Source organism: Delftia tsuruhatensis NBRC 16741 (assembly GCF_001571325.1).
GTDB classification, from domain to species: Bacteria; Pseudomonadota; Gammaproteobacteria; order Burkholderiales; family Burkholderiaceae_C; genus Comamonas; species Comamonas tsuruhatensis.
In genome coordinates, this window is the sequence record NZ_BCTO01000022.1 from 49,085 (window position 1) to 65,216 (window position 16,132).

15 protein-coding genes, 1 other RNA gene and 1 pseudogene are annotated in these 16,132 nt (G+C 59.2%); 10 read left to right on the forward strand and 7 right to left on the reverse strand.

What is annotated here, in order from left to right:
* Positions 1-11 precede the first annotated feature (11 nt).
* The 5 genes from ompA (at position 12) to DTS01S_RS29505 (ending at position 4,064) form a co-directional block, all read left to right on the forward strand.
* A complete protein-coding gene (gene ompA / locus DTS01S_RS10660; protein WP_016449510.1) occupies positions 12-671 on the forward strand; it encodes an outer membrane protein OmpA in 660 nt (219 codons plus the stop codon).
* Positions 672-756: 85 nt separating this feature from the next.
* Positions 757-1,479 (forward strand): bifunctional 2-polyprenyl-6-hydroxyphenol methylase/3-demethylubiquinol 3-O-methyltransferase UbiG, encoded by a 723-nt coding sequence (gene ubiG, locus DTS01S_RS10665; protein ID WP_017406940.1) that lies wholly within the window; start codon positions 757-759, stop codon positions 1,477-1,479.
* A gap of 5 nt (positions 1,480-1,484) precedes the next feature.
* A complete protein-coding gene (locus DTS01S_RS10670) occupies positions 1,485-2,150 on the forward strand; it encodes an HAD-IA family hydrolase (protein ID WP_016449508.1) in 666 nt (221 codons plus the stop codon).
* 12 nt (positions 2,151-2,162) lie between these two features.
* Positions 2,163-2,540, forward strand: a transfer-messenger RNA (tmRNA) gene (gene ssrA, locus DTS01S_RS10675).
* Positions 2,541-2,822: 282 nt separating this feature from the next.
* Positions 2,823-4,064 (forward strand): tyrosine-type recombinase/integrase, encoded by a 1,242-nt coding sequence (locus tag DTS01S_RS29505; RefSeq protein ID WP_074931536.1) that lies wholly within the window; start codon positions 2,823-2,825, stop codon positions 4,062-4,064.
* Positions 4,065-4,308: 244 nt separating this feature from the next.
* Here the strand turns inward: DTS01S_RS29505 and DTS01S_RS10680 are convergent, their stop codons facing one another.
* Entirely contained in the window at positions 4,309-5,004 is a 696-nt protein-coding gene (locus DTS01S_RS10680) for a hypothetical protein (protein WP_239009703.1), read from the reverse strand.
* Between the two features lie 139 nt (positions 5,005-5,143).
* Here DTS01S_RS10680 and DTS01S_RS10685 point away from each other — a divergent pair, with 139 nt between their 5' ends.
* The 4 genes from DTS01S_RS10685 to DTS01S_RS10700 are packed head-to-tail and all read left to right on the forward strand — an operon-like array spanning position 5,144 to position 9,662.
* Positions 5,144-6,862 (forward strand): Mu transposase C-terminal domain-containing protein, encoded by a 1,719-nt coding sequence (locus DTS01S_RS10685; RefSeq protein ID WP_061287695.1) that lies wholly within the window; start codon positions 5,144-5,146, stop codon positions 6,860-6,862.
* Positions 6,863-6,864: 2 nt separating this feature from the next.
* The gene (locus tag DTS01S_RS10690) at positions 6,865-7,773 is read left to right on the forward strand and encodes a TniB family NTP-binding protein (RefSeq protein WP_061287696.1); all 909 of its coding nucleotides are present in this window, start codon (positions 6,865-6,867) and stop codon (positions 7,771-7,773) included.
* Positions 7,770-8,987: a TniQ family protein gene (locus tag DTS01S_RS10695; protein ID WP_061287697.1), complete on the forward strand. Its 1,218-nt coding sequence runs from the start codon at positions 7,770-7,772 to the stop codon at positions 8,985-8,987. Before DTS01S_RS10690 ends, DTS01S_RS10695 begins: the two co-directional genes overlap by 4 nt.
* 60 nt (positions 8,988-9,047) lie before the next feature.
* Positions 9,048-9,662 carry a recombinase family protein gene (locus DTS01S_RS10700; protein ID WP_061287698.1) on the forward strand — a complete coding sequence of 205 codons (615 nt, stop codon included), beginning with the start codon at positions 9,048-9,050 and terminating at the stop codon, positions 9,660-9,662.
* Here DTS01S_RS10700 and DTS01S_RS29515 read toward each other — a convergent pair.
* Positions 9,649-10,332: pseudogene (locus DTS01S_RS29515) on the reverse strand (TolC family protein); the annotation flags it as partial. The gene DTS01S_RS10700 and the pseudogene DTS01S_RS29515 overlap by 14 nt on opposite strands.
* Before the next feature lie 9 nt (positions 10,333-10,341).
* Here DTS01S_RS29515 and DTS01S_RS10705 point away from each other — a divergent pair.
* Positions 10,342-11,274, forward strand: a complete 933-nt coding sequence (locus DTS01S_RS10705) for an IS5-like element ISAav2 family transposase (RefSeq protein ID WP_047219986.1) — start codon at positions 10,342-10,344, stop codon at positions 11,272-11,274.
* Positions 11,275-11,440: 166 nt separating this feature from the next.
* Here the strand turns inward: DTS01S_RS10705 and tphA1I are convergent, their stop codons facing one another.
* The 5 genes from tphA1I to DTS01S_RS10730 are packed head-to-tail and all read right to left on the reverse strand — an operon-like array spanning position 11,441 to position 16,091.
* The gene (gene tphA1I, locus DTS01S_RS10710; protein ID WP_034369195.1) at positions 11,441-12,451 is read right to left on the reverse strand and encodes a terephthalate 1,2-dioxygenase reductase TphA1I; all 1,011 of its coding nucleotides are present in this window, start codon (positions 12,449-12,451) and stop codon (positions 11,441-11,443) included.
* 9 nt (positions 12,452-12,460) lie between these two features.
* On the reverse strand, positions 12,461-13,408 hold the full coding sequence (gene tphBI, locus DTS01S_RS10715) for a 1,2-dihydroxy-3,5-cyclohexadiene-1,4-dicarboxylate dehydrogenase (RefSeq protein ID WP_047219859.1): 948 nt from the start codon (positions 13,406-13,408) through the stop codon (positions 12,461-12,463).
* On the reverse strand, positions 13,405-13,869 hold the full coding sequence (gene tphA3I, locus DTS01S_RS10720) for a terephthalate 1,2-dioxygenase terminal oxygenase subunit beta TphA3I (protein ID WP_034369201.1): 465 nt from the start codon (positions 13,867-13,869) through the stop codon (positions 13,405-13,407). Before tphA3I ends, tphBI begins: the two co-directional genes overlap by 4 nt.
* On the reverse strand, positions 13,866-15,107 hold the full coding sequence (gene tphA2I, locus DTS01S_RS10725; RefSeq protein WP_047219860.1) for a terephthalate 1,2-dioxygenase terminal oxygenase subunit alpha TphA2I: 1,242 nt from the start codon (positions 15,105-15,107) through the stop codon (positions 13,866-13,868). The genes tphA3I and tphA2I overlap by 4 nt, the downstream gene beginning before the upstream one ends.
* Positions 15,108-15,122: 15 nt before the next feature.
* Positions 15,123-16,091: a Bug family tripartite tricarboxylate transporter substrate binding protein gene (locus DTS01S_RS10730; protein ID WP_047219861.1), complete on the reverse strand. Its 969-nt coding sequence runs from the start codon at positions 16,089-16,091 to the stop codon at positions 15,123-15,125.
* Positions 16,092-16,132: the final 41 nt, after the last annotated feature.

Consider the following 16,132-nt stretch of genomic DNA (forward strand, 5'->3'; position numbering starts at 1 on the left):
AGAGGAGAACCATGAAGAAACTGAACAAAGTGGCGATGTTGTTTGCCTCTGCCGCCCTCGCAACGGCCGCTGGCGCACAAGTGAAGGCTGCTGACGGTGGCAAGACCATCGACAACTGGCAAAACGGCACCAGCGAACTGGTGTGGAAGAACGGCACGAACGAACTGTGCTGGCGCGATGCCAACTGGACGCCCGCCACTGCAGCTGCTGACTGCGACGGCGCTCTGAAGCCTGTGGCCGCCGCTGTGGCTCCCGCCGCAACGCCCGCTCCGGCAACTCCCGCACCCGCACCGGCACCCGCTCCGGCCGTGGCTTCCAAGGTGACCTTCTCTGCCGACGCTTTCTTCGACTTCGACAAGTCGGTTCTGAAGCCCGAAGGCAAGGCCAAGCTGGACGACCTGGCCTCCAAGGTCAAGGGCATCAACCTGGAAGTGGTCATCGCCGTGGGTCACACCGACTCCGTTGGCTCTGACGCCTACAATCAGAAGCTGTCGGTCCGCCGCGCTGAAGCCGTGAAGGCTTACCTGGTGTCCAAGGGCATCGAAAAGAATCGCGTCTACACCGAAGGCAAGGGCGAAAAGCAGCCTATCGCCGACAACAAGACCAAGGAAGGCCGCGCGAAGAACCGTCGCGTGGAAATCGAAGTGGTCGGCACCCGCGCCGCCCAGTAATCTTTCGATTGCTTCTCGCAAAAGCCCCGGCAACGGGGCTTTTTTTATGGCTGAACGGTCACCGCAATCGCCGACAATCGACGCCATGAGCAACGCAATCAACCTCAACGCCGACCCGGCGGAGCTGGAGAAATTCTCCAGCCTGGCCCATCGCTGGTGGGACCCGGAAAGTGAGTTCAAACCCCTGCATCAGATCAATCCGCTGCGGCTGGACTGGATCGATGCGCAAGTTCCCTTGAAGGGGCGCAGAATTCTGGATGTCGGGTGTGGCGGCGGCATCCTTGCCGACTCCATGGCGCGCAAGGGTGCGCGCGAAGTGGTTGGCATCGATCTGGCCACCAAGGCATTGCGCGTGGCCCAGCTGCATGCACTGGAGACGGGTACGCCCAACATTCACTACCACGAAGTGAGTGTGGAGCGTCTGGCCCAGGAGCAGCCTGGTTCCTTTGATGTGGTGACCTGCATGGAGATGCTGGAGCATGTGCCCGATCCCGCCTCCGTGGTATCGGCCTGTGCTGAGCTGGTCAAGCCTGGCGGCTGGGTGTTCTTCTCCACGATCAACCGCAGTGCAAAGGCCTTCGGTCTGGCCATCGTCGCGGCAGAATACCTGCTCAAGATGATTCCCAAGGGAACGCATGAGTACGCGAAACTGATCCAGCCCAGCGAACTCGCCATGTTCGCCCGTCAGGCTGGCCTTGATCTGCAGGCCAGCAAGGGCCTGCAGCACAACCCCATCACCGGGCGCTACTGGCTCAGTGCAGACACATCTGTGAACTACATGCTGGCCACGCGCCGGGCCGAAGGGTAAGCCGCATGTGGAAAGAAGTCCGAGCCGTGCTGTTCGATCTGGACGGCACCTTGATCGACAGTGCACCAGACCTGGGTGCAGCCGCAGACAGGATGCGTACGGATCGGGGGATGCCTTCAATTCCCTATGAGCGATATCGACCCATGGCGGGCGCGGGGGCGCGGGGCATGCTGGGGGTGGGGTTCGGGCTCACGCCCGACTCGCCCGAGTTTGCGCAGATGCGCGAGGAGTTCTTCCGCAACTACGAGCAATGCATGACAGAGCGCACCTATGCGTTCGAGGGTGTCGAGGAACTGATTGCACGACTCCAGGCTGTGTCCATGCCCTGGGGCGTGGTCACGAACAAGTCCATGCGCTTTACCGATCCGCTGACGCAACAGATGCCGCTGTTCGCAACTGCGTCAGCCGTCGTCAGCGGCGACACCACGCCCCATGCAAAGCCCCATCCTGCACCCTTGCTGGAGGCTGCCGCGCGTATCGGCCTTCCTCCCGAGAGTTTTGTCTATGTCGGTGACGACGAGCGCGACATCGTTGCAGGCAAGGCCGCAGGCATGAAGACCGTGGCGGCTTGCTACGGCTACCTTGGCGCAGCCGGCGATACGCTGCACTGGCAGGCGGATGCGCAAATCAATTCTCCGCTGGAGCTCTTGAAACTGCTGGAAAGAGGCTAAGATAGGAGCCTTGGGGCTGTCCTGGTTTCGACGTGGGTTCGGGACCGGTGTGGTGCATGTCGAGCTTGATTGACGCTCGTAAATCTCCATTCAAAAAACTAACTGCAAACGACGAACGTTTCGCACTCGCCGCTTAAATCCGGTGAGCCTTGCAACAGCACGCTGATGGGCTGGGCAAGGGGGTAGCAATACCTCCCGGCTGCAAGGGAATTCACATCAGCTGGCTGCGTACTGGGCTTCTTAGTACGTGGCAAGATCCAAGGAAGCTGGCATCCCGGGTAGCGTGCGCCTGCGCGACTCGGGAGGCGAGACTCAAAACAGAACGCTAAACATGTAGATCTGCCCGGCGAAGGCTTGCGGACGCGGGTTCAATTCCCGCCAGCTCCACCACCATAACGTTCAAAGGCGTTCACTGAAGTTCGGTGAGCGCCTTTTTTCTTTGTTAAATCAACGAGTTATAGTTCGTGGTGGTTCATTGTCGTTCGCAGGTAGCCGGAGGATGATGGGGGTACGAGTGGGGGTGCAATCCTGTTTTTGCATATACTTTAGCCAATCTGTACCCCCTGATTGGCGCTAGGCCTTGCTACATGGGCCTTCTAGCGTGTCACTTGTACCCCCGTGGGGTACGTATCAGGTGGGCGTTGTACCCCCTAGCCAATTGAGTTCACACCCATGTTGACCGATGTGCAATGCCGAAACGCCAGTTGCCCCGCTGATCGCAAACAAGCGAGATTTGCTGATTCCGGAGGGCTTTACTTGCAGGTGAGTCCGAATGGCTCCAAGCGGTGGTTCTACAAGTACCGAATCCAAAATAAGGAAAAGCAGCTTGCATTGGGCAGCTATCCGACGGTCTCTCTGACGGCGGCTCGCAAGGCGCGTGATATTGCCAAATTGAAGAAGTCGGAAGGTGTCGATCCTGTGCAGGCTCGAAAAATGGAAAAGCTCAAGGGCTTGGCAGTTGACGGAAGCGTGTTCAAAGTTGTGGCATTGGAGTGGCACGCCAAGCAAGTAGGGACATGGAGTGCCAGCCACGCTGAACGTACCAAACGCCAGCTTGAACGAGATTTATTTCCATGGATCGGTGATCGACAAATGGAAAGCATTGAGCCAATGGAGCTCCTGTCCGTTCTGAAGAAAGTGGAAGAACGGGGTGCTATCGAAACGGCGGATCGAGGTCTGATGCTTGTTCGTCAAATATGGCGTTACTGGCTTCCAACCGCTGGAAATGATCAAAGGGACATCACGGAAGGCTTGAAAAGTCGATTGCTACCTTATCGTGGCAAGAAATTCCCTGCAATTGTTGAGCCGCAGCGTTTTGGTGAATTACTTCGGGCTATGTATGCATATAAGGGTGGTCCGATTGTCCGTACAGCGCTGTTGTTGGCTCCAATGCTTTATCAGCGCCCCGGAAATTTGCGCATGATGGAATGGGCTGAGCTGGACTTAGATGCAGGCACATGGATGATTCCAAGTGCCAAGATGAAGCGAACAGTTGAGGAAAAGGCCAACGGAGAACCGCATGTGGTGCCTATGCCGACGCAAGCAGTCGAGCTGCTGAGAGACCTGCAGAAGCTAACAGGTCGGAGCTCTTATGTTTTCCCTGGGCAGCGTGACCATGAGCGGCCGATGTCTGATAACTCTGTGCGAAGTGCTTTATATGGCCTTGGATTCGGGACTGAACAGAGTTGGCACGGTTTCCGTGCAAGTGCTCGAACGATGCTTGTTGATCAACTTGATTTAGACCCGCTCGCAATTGAGGCGAATCTGGCGCATATGGTGAAGGATGCTAATGGACGTAGCTACAACCGGACGAAGTATTTAGCGAAGAGATTTGAGATGGTTCAGCTATGGGCTGACTACCTTGATCAACTACGGTTGGGTGTGGAACTTGTTCCTTTGGTCCGACAGGCTTGAAGGTTAGCCTTGCGATGTGACGGGGGAGTAATACTTTCTGATTTTTGAAGTGTGCGGCTGGTCTGCAGCGATTGCTGCCGCGCTTGGTAGCAGGCTTAATTACCGGTCACCTCCTTATAGAGGTCATTCAGAACGCCAAGCCAATCACTTCTCGTATGACTATTTCCAAGTCACCAGTACCCTTGTACTTCCTGCCGAGTCGCAGCCATGCATCGCTGATTTCTGATGCCCTCGGCTTCCAGCATCAATTTGCCTGAACAATGATTTCAACATATCCAATCAGCTCTGCTGAGTAGCTACCGCCCCCAGTTGCCGCTCCCTTGTGCTTAAGCTCCCGTTGTAGTGTCGGCTCCACGGTGTGGGCAAACAGTGCCAGGCGCTGCTCCGGTGTAAAACTCGGCGAGATCGCCGGCGCTTGCAGATACCGTTCGCATTGCCGCTCAATAGTCGGCACCCGTGTCCCGTCCTGCTTGACTGCGATGGGCTGCACCACCACACAGCGCTCACCGTTGTCGGCAGACGCCTCCACCATCCACAAGGACAGCAGTACCGGCTCGTCAACATCCCCAGCCACCGCAATGCCGATGTCTTCGGGCGTCACGCTGCGCCAGCGGCCCAGTTCTTCCTGTACCAAGGGGTGATCCAAGCCCATCAGCTCCAGATCGTCCCTGCTGGTGGCGGTATCTCGGTTCAGTGTGAAACGTGCACGGCGCGTGCCATCTGTTGTTACAAGATCGTAGGTTTCTTCGTCCACCTTCAGCAGCTTCTGCTGGTGGTCTGCCACTGCTGCCGACAGAAAGCGCACCAGCCGATCCAGGCTGGAGGACACATCCGAGAAGGGCTGGTAGTCATCGAGGCTGAAACCGTCGAGGTCTTGAAACAGGTCGAACACCACCTGCCTTGCCTCGCGGGAATTGGACAGCGCCGCTTCCAGCTCCACCTGGGTGCGTTTCAGTTCAGGGTCAGACAGCGCCTGTCATTTTCAGAACACGACTGCACCAATTGAATGGGCATAACGGCTGTTGTGCAGCCCACTCCTGACAGACCGATATCAGCAGTCGGCTGCACCAATCTCGTCTATGCTTAATACTCGTGTGCACCAAAGCGAGGTGAGCATGGCGACCGATACCGTACCGATTGCCGAGCACGGCGTAGCCACCCTGCCAGAACAGGCATGGGAGCGAGCGCGTCGTCGTGCGGAGATCATTGGGCCGCTGGCGCAGTCGGAGACGGTCGGGCATGAAGCGGCCGACGCGGCAGCCCAGGCACTGGGTTTGTCCCGGCGGCAGGTCTACGTCCTGATCCGCCGTGCCCGGCAAGGTTCGGGACTGGTCACTGACTTGGCTCTTGGGCAGTCGAGCGGTGGCAAAGGTAAAGGCCGCTTGCCGGAGTCGGTCGAACGCATCATCCGCGAGCTGCTGCAAAAGCGCTTCCTGACCAAGCAGAAGCGCAGCCTAGCGGCGTTCTACCGTGAGGTCGCGCAGGCTTGCAAAGCGCAAAAGCTGCGGGTGCCGGCGCGCAACACCGTGGCGTTGCGAATCGCCGGCCTCGATCCGCGTGAGGCCGTTCGCCGCCGAGAAGGCAAGGATGCGGCCCGCAACCTGCAAGGTGTCGGCGGTGAGCCTCCCGCCGTTGCCGCGCCACTGGAACAGGTGCAGATCGACCACACGGTCATCGACCTGATCGTGGTGGACGAGCGCGACCGGCAACCGATTGGCCGTCCGTACCTCACCATTGCCATCGACGTGTTCACCCGCTGCGTGGTCGGCATGGTGGTCACGTTGGAAGCGCCTTCCGCTGTTTCTGTCGGCCTGTGCCTCGCGCATGTCGCCTGCGACAAGCGCCCTTGGCTGGAGGGCTTGGCCGTGGAAATGAACTGGCCAATGAGCGGCAAGCCCATGCTGCTCTACCTGGACAACGCGGCCGAGTTCAAGAGCGAGGCCCTGCGCCGGGGCTGCGAGCAGCATGGCATCCGGTTGGACTATCGGCCGCTCGGGCAGCCGCACTATGGTGGCATCGTGGAGCGAATCATCGGCACGGCGATGCAGATGATCCACGACGATCTACCGGGAACAACCTTCTCCAACCCGGACCAGCGCGGCGACTACGATTCCGAAAATAAGGCCGCCCTGACGCTGCGCGAGCTGGAGCGCTGGCTCACATTGGCGGTCGGCACCTACCACGGCTCGGTGCACAACGGTCTGCTTCAGCCACCGGCGGCGCGCTGGGCCGAGGCCGTGGCGCGCGTCGGCGTGCCGACCGTCGTCACCCGCGCCACTGCCTTTCTGGTCGATTTCCTGCCCGTCCTCCGCCGCACCCTGACCCGCACTGGCTTCGTCATCGACCACATCCACTACTACGCCGATGCGCTCAAGCCGTGGATAGCTCGGCGCGACCGCCTGCCTGCGTTCCTGATCCGGCGCGACCCACGCGACATTAGCCGCATTTGGGTGCTGGAGCCGGAGGGGCCGCACTATCTGGAAATCCCCTACCGTACCTTGTCGCACCCGGCTGTCACCCTCTGGGAGCAACGGCAGGCACTGGCGAAATTGCGGCAACAAGGGCGCGAACAGGTGGATGAGTCGGCGCTGTTCCGCATGATAGGGCAGATGCGCGAAATCGTGACCACTGCGCAGAAAGCCACGCGCAAGGCGCGGCGCGACGCGGATCGACGCCAGCATCTCAAGTCAACGGAACAACCTATCAAAGCCACGCCACCAGCGGACACGGACATGGCAGACGCGCAGGCGGACAACCAGCCACCTGCCAAACCGTTCGACCAGATTGAGGAGTGGTAGCCGTGGACGAATATCCCATCATCGACCTGTCCCACCTGCTGCCGGCGGCCCAGGGCCTGGCCCGTCTCCCGGCGGACGAGCGCATCCATCGCCTGCGCGCCGACCGCTGGATCGGCTATCCGCGAGCAGTCGAGGCGTTGAACCGGCTGGAAGCCCTGTATACGTGGCCGAACAAGCAACGCATGCCCAACTTGCTGCTGGTCGGTCCAACCAACAACGGCAAGTCGATGATCGTCGAGAAGTTCCGCCGCGCCCACCCGGCCAGCTCCGACGCCGACCAGGAGCACATCCCGGTATTGGTCGTGCAGATGCCGTCCGAGCCGTCGGTGATCCGCTTCTACGTCGCGCTGCTCGCGGCGATGGGTGCACCATTGCGACCGCGCCCACGGCTGCCGGAAATGGAGCAACTGGCGCTGGCACTGCTGCGAAAGGTCGGTGTGCGCATGCTGGTGATCGACGAGCTGCACAACGTCCTGGCCGGCAACAGCGTCAACCGCCGGGAATTCCTCAACCTGCTGCGCTTTCTCGGCAACGAGCTGCGCATCCCGCTGGTTGGGGTCGGCACGCGCGACGCCTACTTGGCGATCCGCTCGGATGACCAGTTGGAAAATCGGTTCGAGCCGATGATGCTGCCGGTGTGGGAGGCCAACGACGATTGCTTCTCACTGCTGGCCAGCTTCGCCGCTTCGCTTCCATTGCGGCGACCCTCGTCGATTGCCACGCTGGACATGGCTCGCTACCTGCTCACACGCAGCGAGGGCACTATCGGCGAACTGGCGCACTTGCTGATGGCGGCGGCCATCGTCGCCGTGGAGAGCGGCGAGGAAGCGATCAACCACCGCACGCTCAGCATGGCCGATTACACCGGCCCCAGCGAGCGGCGACGACAGTTCGAGCGGGAACTGATGTGAAGCCTGCGCCGCGCTGGCCGCTGCATCCCGCCCCGAAAGAAGGCGAGGCGCTGTCCTCATGGCTCAACCGCGTGGCCCTTTGCTATCACATGGAAGTGTCCGAGCTGCTGGAGCACGATCTTGGTCACGGCCAGGTTGATGACCTGGACACCGCGCCACCACTGGCGCTGCTGGCGATGCTCTCCCAGCGGAGCGGTATCGAGCTGGATCGGCTGCGCTGCATGAGTTTCGCTGGCTGGGTGCCTTGGCTACTGGACGGCCTTGATGATCAGATTCCAGCCGCATTGGAAACCTATGCGTTCCAGCTCTCGGTACTGCTGCCGAGATTCCGCCGTAAGACGCGATCCATCACGAGCTGGCGTGCCTGGCTGCCCAGCCAGCCGATAAACCGCGCCTGTCCGCTCTGCCTGAACGATCCGGAGAACCAAGCCGTACTGCTCGCGTGGAAGCTGCCCCTGATGCTGAGTTGCCCGCTGCATGGCTGCTGGCTGGAATCCTATTGGGGCGTGCCAGGGCGGTTTATCGGCTGGGAGAACGCCGACGCCGAACCGCGCACCGCCAGCGACGCGATTGCGGCGATGGACCAGCGTACCTGGCAGGCACTGACAACCGGTCACGTGGAGCTGCCGCGCCGAAGCATCCACGCCGGATTGTGGTTTCGGCTGCTACGCACGCTGCTCGATGAGCTGAACACCCCGCTTTCCGCGTGCGGAACCTGCGCAGGGTATCTCCGCCAAGTCTGGGAAGGCTGCGGGCATCCGCTGCGTGCTGGGCAAAGTCTGTGGCGACCGTATGAAACCCTGAACCCGGCAGTACGGTTGCAGATGCTGGAGGCGGCGGCAACGGCAATCAGCTTGATTGAGGCGAGGGACATAAGCCCGCCAGGCGAGCAGGCAAAGCTATTCTGGTCCGAGCCGCAAACCGGGTTCACCAGTGGCCTGCCGACGAAAGCGCCGAAGCCCGAACCCATCAATCACTGGCAGCGTGCAGTCCAGGCCATCGACGAGGCCATCATTGAAGCGCGGCACAACCCCGAGACGGCACGCTCGCTGTTCGCGTTGGCTTCCTATGGTCGGCGCGACCCAGCTTCCCTGGAACAGTTGCGCGCCACCTTCGCGGAGGAAGGCATCCCCCCGGAATTTCTGTCACATTATGAGCCTGATGGACCCTTTGCATGTCTTAGACAGAATGACGGGTTAAGTGACAAATTTTGACGGCCAGCGCTTTCCGGCGCACACTGTCACATAATCGAACGTATATGTGACAGGTGCGGCATGCTGATTGGCTACATGCGGGTATCGAAGGCAGACGGCTCCCAGGCTACCGACTTACAACGCGATGCGCTGGTCGCCGCCGGCGTCGATCCGGCGCAACTCTACGAAGACCAGGCATCTGGCAAACGCGAGGATCGGCCCGGTTTGGCGAGCTGCTTAAAGGCGCTGCGACCAGGGGATACGCTGGTCGTGTGGAAACTCGACCGGCTCGGGCGCGACCTTCGTCACCTGATCAACACCGTGCATGATCTGACCGGGCGTGGCATTGGCCTCAAGGTGCTGACCGGCCATGGTGCGGCAATCGACACCACAACCGCCGCCGGCAAGCTGGTCTTCGGCATCTTCGCAGCACTGGCCGAGTTCGAGCGTGAACTGATCGCCGAACGGACCATCGCGGGGCTGGCGTCGGCGCGGGCGCGCGGCAGGAAGGGCGGGCGGCCGTTCAAGATGACCGCAGCCAAGCTGCGCCTGGCGATGGCAGCGATGGGGCAGCCGGAAACCAAGGTCAGCGATTTGTGCCAGGAACTCGGGATTACCCGGCAGACCTTGTATCGGCATATTTCACCCTCCGGTCAGTTGCGTTCCGACGGAACGAAGTTGCTCAGTAAGGCTTGACCTTCATTCCATCATAACCACCACCCATCGCCTGAAATAGAGCGGCACTATCGGCAAGTCGTTGCGCCTGCGCTGCGACCAAGGCAATGCTATTTTGTTGAGCCTGCTGCCTTGCAATCAGCAATTGCGTGTAGCTGGCTGCGCCAAGCGCATACTGACGCCCCGTGGATTCAAGGGAAGACTGTGCAGTTGAGTCTGCAAACGCGAGTGAACTCAATGCCTGTGCATCGTGCTCCAGTGCGCTCAATGTGTCCGCCACGTTGCGCAGAGCGTCGAGCACAACGCCCTGATAATTTTCCGCTGCGGCATCCAATGCCGCCAGCGATGCCCGTTTTTCTGCGGGTAGTCCCGGATTGAATAGTGGCTGGGTCAACTGCCCCAGCACACTCCAAACAGCAGAGTTGCCGCCAAAAAGAGCCCCGGTTGTGAGTGCTTGTGAGCCAAGGTTTGCACTGAGGTTGATTTGTGGATACAGCTTGGCGATCGCCACCCCATATTCGGCATTCGCCGCGTGAAGCAATGCTTCTGCCGCCTGAATATCAGGCCGTCTGCGCACCAGATCAGAAGGCATCACAAGAGGCAATTCGGTGGGCAGTTTGAACTCGGCCAAAGTGAAATCCGGCACCTTCGCGTGGCGTTGTTGCACAAATGCCGGTCGCAGCTGAGGTAGGCTCGGGAGATGAGAGAGACGAGCTGGGGTCGGGTTAAGTACCGCACAACGAACTGGAAGGCTTACAACGCAGCGTTGAAGGCGCGAGGTGAGCTGACCATTTGGCTCGATAGGGATATGCAGTGGCTAGCTCGGCCCACGGGCAAGCGTGGTCGTTGCCAGAAGTTCTCAGATGCGGCCATCCAGTTTTGCCTGACCATCAAGTGCTTGTTTGGCCAGCCCTTGCGCCAGACACTGGGCCTGGTTGAGTCGCTATTGGGTATGGCAGGCCTGGATTGGCCAGTGCCCGACTACAGCACGGTGTGTCGCAGGCAAAAGAGCTTGGATGTGCAGGTGCGCTACCGTGCAAGTGACAAAGGCTTGCACATGCTGGCCGACTCCACGGGCATCAAGTTCTTGGGCGAAGGTGAGTGGAAAACCAAAAAGCACGGCGCACAGCGGCGCCGCCAGTGGCGCAAGGTGCATCTGGGTATTGATGCCCAGACACTGCAGATTCGGGCCATCGCAGTAACAACCAATGAAGTGGGCGACTCGCCCATGGCAGCAGACCTGCTAGGTCAAATTCCAAGCAATGAAGAGATAGCTAGCTTTACCGGTGATGGGGCGTACGACACGCAGGATGTACATAAGGCGTGCTACCTGCGGGGAGCCATTCCAATCATCCCGCCGCGCAAAGGAGCGAAGCTGCGCAAAGGGCTGGCATTTGCTCACCGCAATGAAGCGGTCAAGGCGTGTAGGCAGTTGGGGCGGGCTATCTGGAAACGCTGGAGCGGCTACCACCGAAGGTCACTGGTGGAGACCAAGATGAATTGCTTCAAGCGCCTGGGCGAGAAGGTCATGGCCAGGACGTTTGAGCGCCAGGTGACCGAGCTGCACATCCGAGCTTCAATCCTCAATCAATTTACCGATCTGGGCACGCCCCAGACGGTCGCTGCTGCGTAAATCTTTTTGGGATTGGGGATGCCTTGGCCTATGGCCGATTTATGCAACAAAGCCGGCATTAGGCATAAAGCCCCTTTCAGTGTTTATCAAACATTCCCCATCAAGTCACTCGCAAGCTCAGCCTCCGTCATATCCCGCCGTGTTGATATCGCATGAATAGCTACTTCTAGTGGCTACCAGTCGGGCTCGTCGCAAAAACATCCGCGTGGAAGTCCTGTGCTAACAGGCCCATATCGGAAGCTGCTGTGCGCACTGATTGAACCAGGGAGGGTGAGCCACAGCAGTGCACCACATGATCGTGCAGGTTGCCAAAGTGTGTGCGTAGCGCGTCATCCACCCGACCTGCGTGAGCATCCGCAGGCATATCGCCTAGGTCGGTGATGGCTGCAATGTAGCGAAACTGTGGCCAGACTTTGCGCCACTTGTCGATGGCGCTAGGAAGATACAGGCCCGAGGGGTTGCGAGCCCCCCAGATCAGCGTTATGTCGCGCTGAACCTTGCGTTTGGCTAAGTCATCAAGAACGGATTTAATGGGCGCAAATCCCGTGCCACCTGCAACGCAAATCAGGGGCCTGGTGTCGTCAGGCTTCAGTGCGATGCTGCCGAATGGCAGTTCAATATCTAATGTGTCACCAGACTTCAACTGCTGGACGATAGTGCTGAAGCGGCCACCCGGTACATGCCGGATATGCAATGTGACACCATCACTCTCATGGGGTGGATTGGCCATAGAGTAGCTGCGGCTTTCCCCGTCGTCGAGGTGAATCAGCAGGTATTGGCCGGCTTCAAATTTGGCGCGCTTGCCCGCAGGCAGGCGCAGGCGCAGCAGCGAGACATCGGGTGCCGCCAGTGTATTGCTGTACACCTTGGCCGTAAAACGTTTGCGGGCTTCCGGGTCGAGGCGGCGAAAGGAGCTCGGCTGAATACGGATATCGCTGGCGGCGGTGCAGCTGCACAGCAATACCTGCTCCGAGGTGCAGAGTTCGCTGCGCACGGCCATGCCATTGAAGGAAGTAATATTTCCATCGAGCAGGGTGCTCGCACAATTGCCACAGCTACCTTTGCGGCAGGAATAAGGTAGTTCGATGCCAGCCTGCAGGGCGGCATCCAGCACGGATTGCCCGGGCGCGCAGGGGAACGCGATATCAGAGTCGTGGATATGGATTTGGTGATTCATGGAAGGGCCTCAGACCTGTTGGGCTCCGAGCAGGGCGATCGTGCGCAGGAGGGCCGTGGAGTCAGCCACGCCACGGCCTGCAATGTCCATGGCGCTGCCATGGCCCACACTGGAAAGCACCACCCTGCCACCGATGGAGAGTGCGCTGGCTCCGTTAGGTGCCAGCAGCTTGATGGGGATATGGCCCTGATCGTGCAGCATGGCTACATACAGGTCGTGCTTGCGCTGTGCCAGAACCATGTCAGCTCCCATGGGGCCGTCTACTGCTAGGCCGCGCTTGCGCAGTGTCTCGACAGCGGGAACGGTGATCTGGGAGTCCTCCAGGCCGAACAACTGTCCTTCAGATGCATGAGGGTTGATCCCGAATACAGCGACTTTTGGTTTAGGTACCCCGAGTAAGGTGCATGTCTGCACGGCAGCCTGCGCCGCGTTGACCACCAACTGAGGAGAGAGCCGCTCCAATGCGCTGCGCACGCTTTCATGCAAAGTGACATGCACTATGCGCAGGCCAGCCCCTACCAGCATCAGGAATACCTGGTCTTCGTTCATGTCAAGAACATTGGCGAGCAAAGATGGGTAGCCGCTGAACGCTATGTCCGCGCGGTGAATGGCCGTTTCATGGTGGGGGCAGGCGATGACGGCGTCGACTTCGCCGTTTTCGCACGCCCGGATGGCTGCTGTTGCAGATTGCACCGTGGATAGGCCTGCCTGCGGGGTGATCTCTCCCCATTGCACTGGTTGTGCCAGCGAGCCGGCTTCCTCATGAATGAGGTCTTGAAGAAGGGGCTCCATTTGGCAGATCTGCGCTGCTTGTTCAAGAGCGCTCCACGGTCCATAGACCTTGATCAGGGATCTTTCGGCGGCAGACAACTGCTGAAGAGCTTTCAGTGCAATTTCAGGGCCAATACCGTGGGGATCGCCGATGGCCAAAGCCAATCTACGGTGCACTATTGTCATAGCGGCAATGCCATCAGTGTGTCCGTCACCGTGCTGTCGCAAACCGCGATGCGTTCTTGCAGGCGTAACTTGCCATCGATCGTGGTGAATTTGTCGAGGTACTCACCGCTGGCAAAGACCTCTGTTTCCCCTGTATGCATGATGCGCAGCACCATGAACGGCGTGGAAGCACTGGCCTGTGTTGCATCGCCTGACTGGATCGAAGGCAGACCCAGAATATGGCGATAGCGATGGCGCTCGTAGATATTGGCTTCGCGCAGCGCAGAAATTCGGTCGGTGAGCATGTCCTGTGAATCCGCCCAGACAATGCCGGCAGCAAGCCCTTCAGCATGATTGTCGACATTGGTGACGCGATAGTGGCAATCCTTCGTGAAGAAGGTTGGCCATTGCTCCATGGCGTCACTGTCTATGGTCTTCGCGTAAGCGGCATTGAAGGCCGCGATTTGAATTTCATTGATCATGCTTGCATCTCCTGTCCCATGTGCTTGCGGTAGGCTTTCCAAAAGCCGCGTACCGAGGTCTCCGTGGCGCGGCCCTCGCTAGAGCCTTCGTGGTCTCCGCCCATCTCGATGACCGCGTCAAGGTCGGCCGCACCTGCGATGCCGCGCTGAACGAATCCACCGACAGCTCCGTCTTCCATGGAAATGAATCCGGCCGGGCCGATGAGGTTGGCCTGTTTGAGTCTGACCTTGCGCTGCTCGGGACTGTCATCTGCATAGCCGAGATAGGTCCAGTTGAGTTCCGAGCTGGAGATGCTCTTGGGCAACAACTGACGCACGGCGATGCTGTTCTGAATCTGCTGCAGCACAAAGCCAGGGAACACAGAAAGGATCTGCAGAGTCACGCCGTCCTCGAACTCCTCGAAGCCCTCTAGAAGGCTGGGATCTTTGAGCCGGTAACGCTCGTTGTCGGAGCGGATGGCCTGGTCCTTGTACGAGTCGTCTTTGGCGCTACGATCGATCATGGAATAGCTCACATGGTGGCCACCCGACTCGTCGACGATGACGCCGCCTTTTTGTGAGAGGCGATTCAGCTCGAAGGTGGTGAAGAACATATGCAGGAGGCTGGCGTGATAGCTGTCCTTCACGTTCTCGAAGTAGAGCTTCCAGTTGTTAGGCAGCTTTTGCGTGAAGCGACCGATGACTTCTACGGGCTTGTGCAGCACGCGCTCTATGCGCTCGCAAATCTCAGGGCCAAGGTAATCCTCAATGCTGGGTACATCCTCGGAAAAACTGCCAAAGACCAAACCGCAAAAGACAGCTACACGGAGCTTGCGCGGGCCATGCTCTTCTTTGCAGAACGAGGCCGGCATGCCACCCTGGCCCTTGACGCCTTTCTCGAAGGCAACGCCGGTCAGATCTCCCTGTCGGTTGTAGCTCCAGGCGTGATAGACGCACTGGAAACTATCCGCACGGCCCGATTTTTCCAGCGCGATGAGCGCGCCGCGATGCGCGCAGCGGTTCTCGAAGGCATAGATTTCCTGGTCGGCATCCCGCACGACAACTATCGGTGTTTCACCAACAAAGGTCGTGCGGAAATCACCCGCCTCGGGGATTTCAGATTCCAGGCACAGGTAGTTCCAGACCTCGCCGCGATAGATGCGCTGCTGTTCCTGATCAGCATTGGCTGTGTCGGTATAGATACCGAAAGGCACGCGCGTATTAGTGGCCCCATGCCACTGGATGATGGATTCTTGCATGTTGATTCCTAAGGGTTAGAGCTTGACGTTGGCGGCCTTCAGCACCTTCTTCCACTTCTCGGTTTCCTGGCGGATGAACTGAGCAGTCTTGGTGGGATCCCAACCGCAGGGCACGGCACCCTGTTCCAGAAAGTGCTTGCGGATGTCATTTGATGACAGAGCCTGGGCCATCTGCTTCTGAAGCCTCTGTGCGATTTCTGCACTCGTGCCTGGGGGAGCCACAACAGAAAAGAAAGTCAAGGCTTGCATGGCGGGCCATTGCTGCTCGGCGAAGGTGGGGACCTGGGGCAATATTTGAGAGCGCTGCTCGTCGGCAACGGCCAGAATGCGCACCTTGCCGGCCTGGTGGTAGGTGGCCGACGAGCTGATGTTGTCGAAAAACACATCCACATTGCCACCGATCAGGTCAATCAGTGCCGGGGCTGTTCCCTTGTAAGGGATGACAGTCAGTTCAGTGCCAGTCAGCTGCATAAACATGGCAGCAGTCAGGTGAGATGTGGAGCCGTCGCCTTGCGTCGCCACAGTCACTTTTTTGGGATTGGCTTTGGCGTATACAATGAACTCGCCAAGTGACTTAACAGGCAGCTTCGGGTTGATGACCAGGGCGTTGGGCACTGTGGCCAAAATCGTCACCGGTACCCAGCTAGTCGGGTCAAAGCTGAGCTTCTGATAGAGGTTGTGGTTGATGGCGATGGGCCCCGGAGGGGAGGCCAGCACAGTCATTCCGTCCGGCGGTGCCCGGAACACTAGATCGGCACCGATGTTTCCACCAGCCCCGGGCTTATTTTCAATGATCACGCCACCTGCGTAGTCCGCGCGGATTTTTTCGGCTACTAGGCGCGGCAGTACATCGGCGGTACCTCCCGCTGAGAAAGGCACGACGATCTTGAGAGGTTGATTTGACTGAGCCAGGCTACCTGTTGCGGCGACCGCAGCGGCAATGCCGATCAATGCTTCGCGTCTGCGAATGGATGCGTTGCGCATCTTGTCTCCTTCTTGTGTGGGGAACTGCAGTATGGGGATGT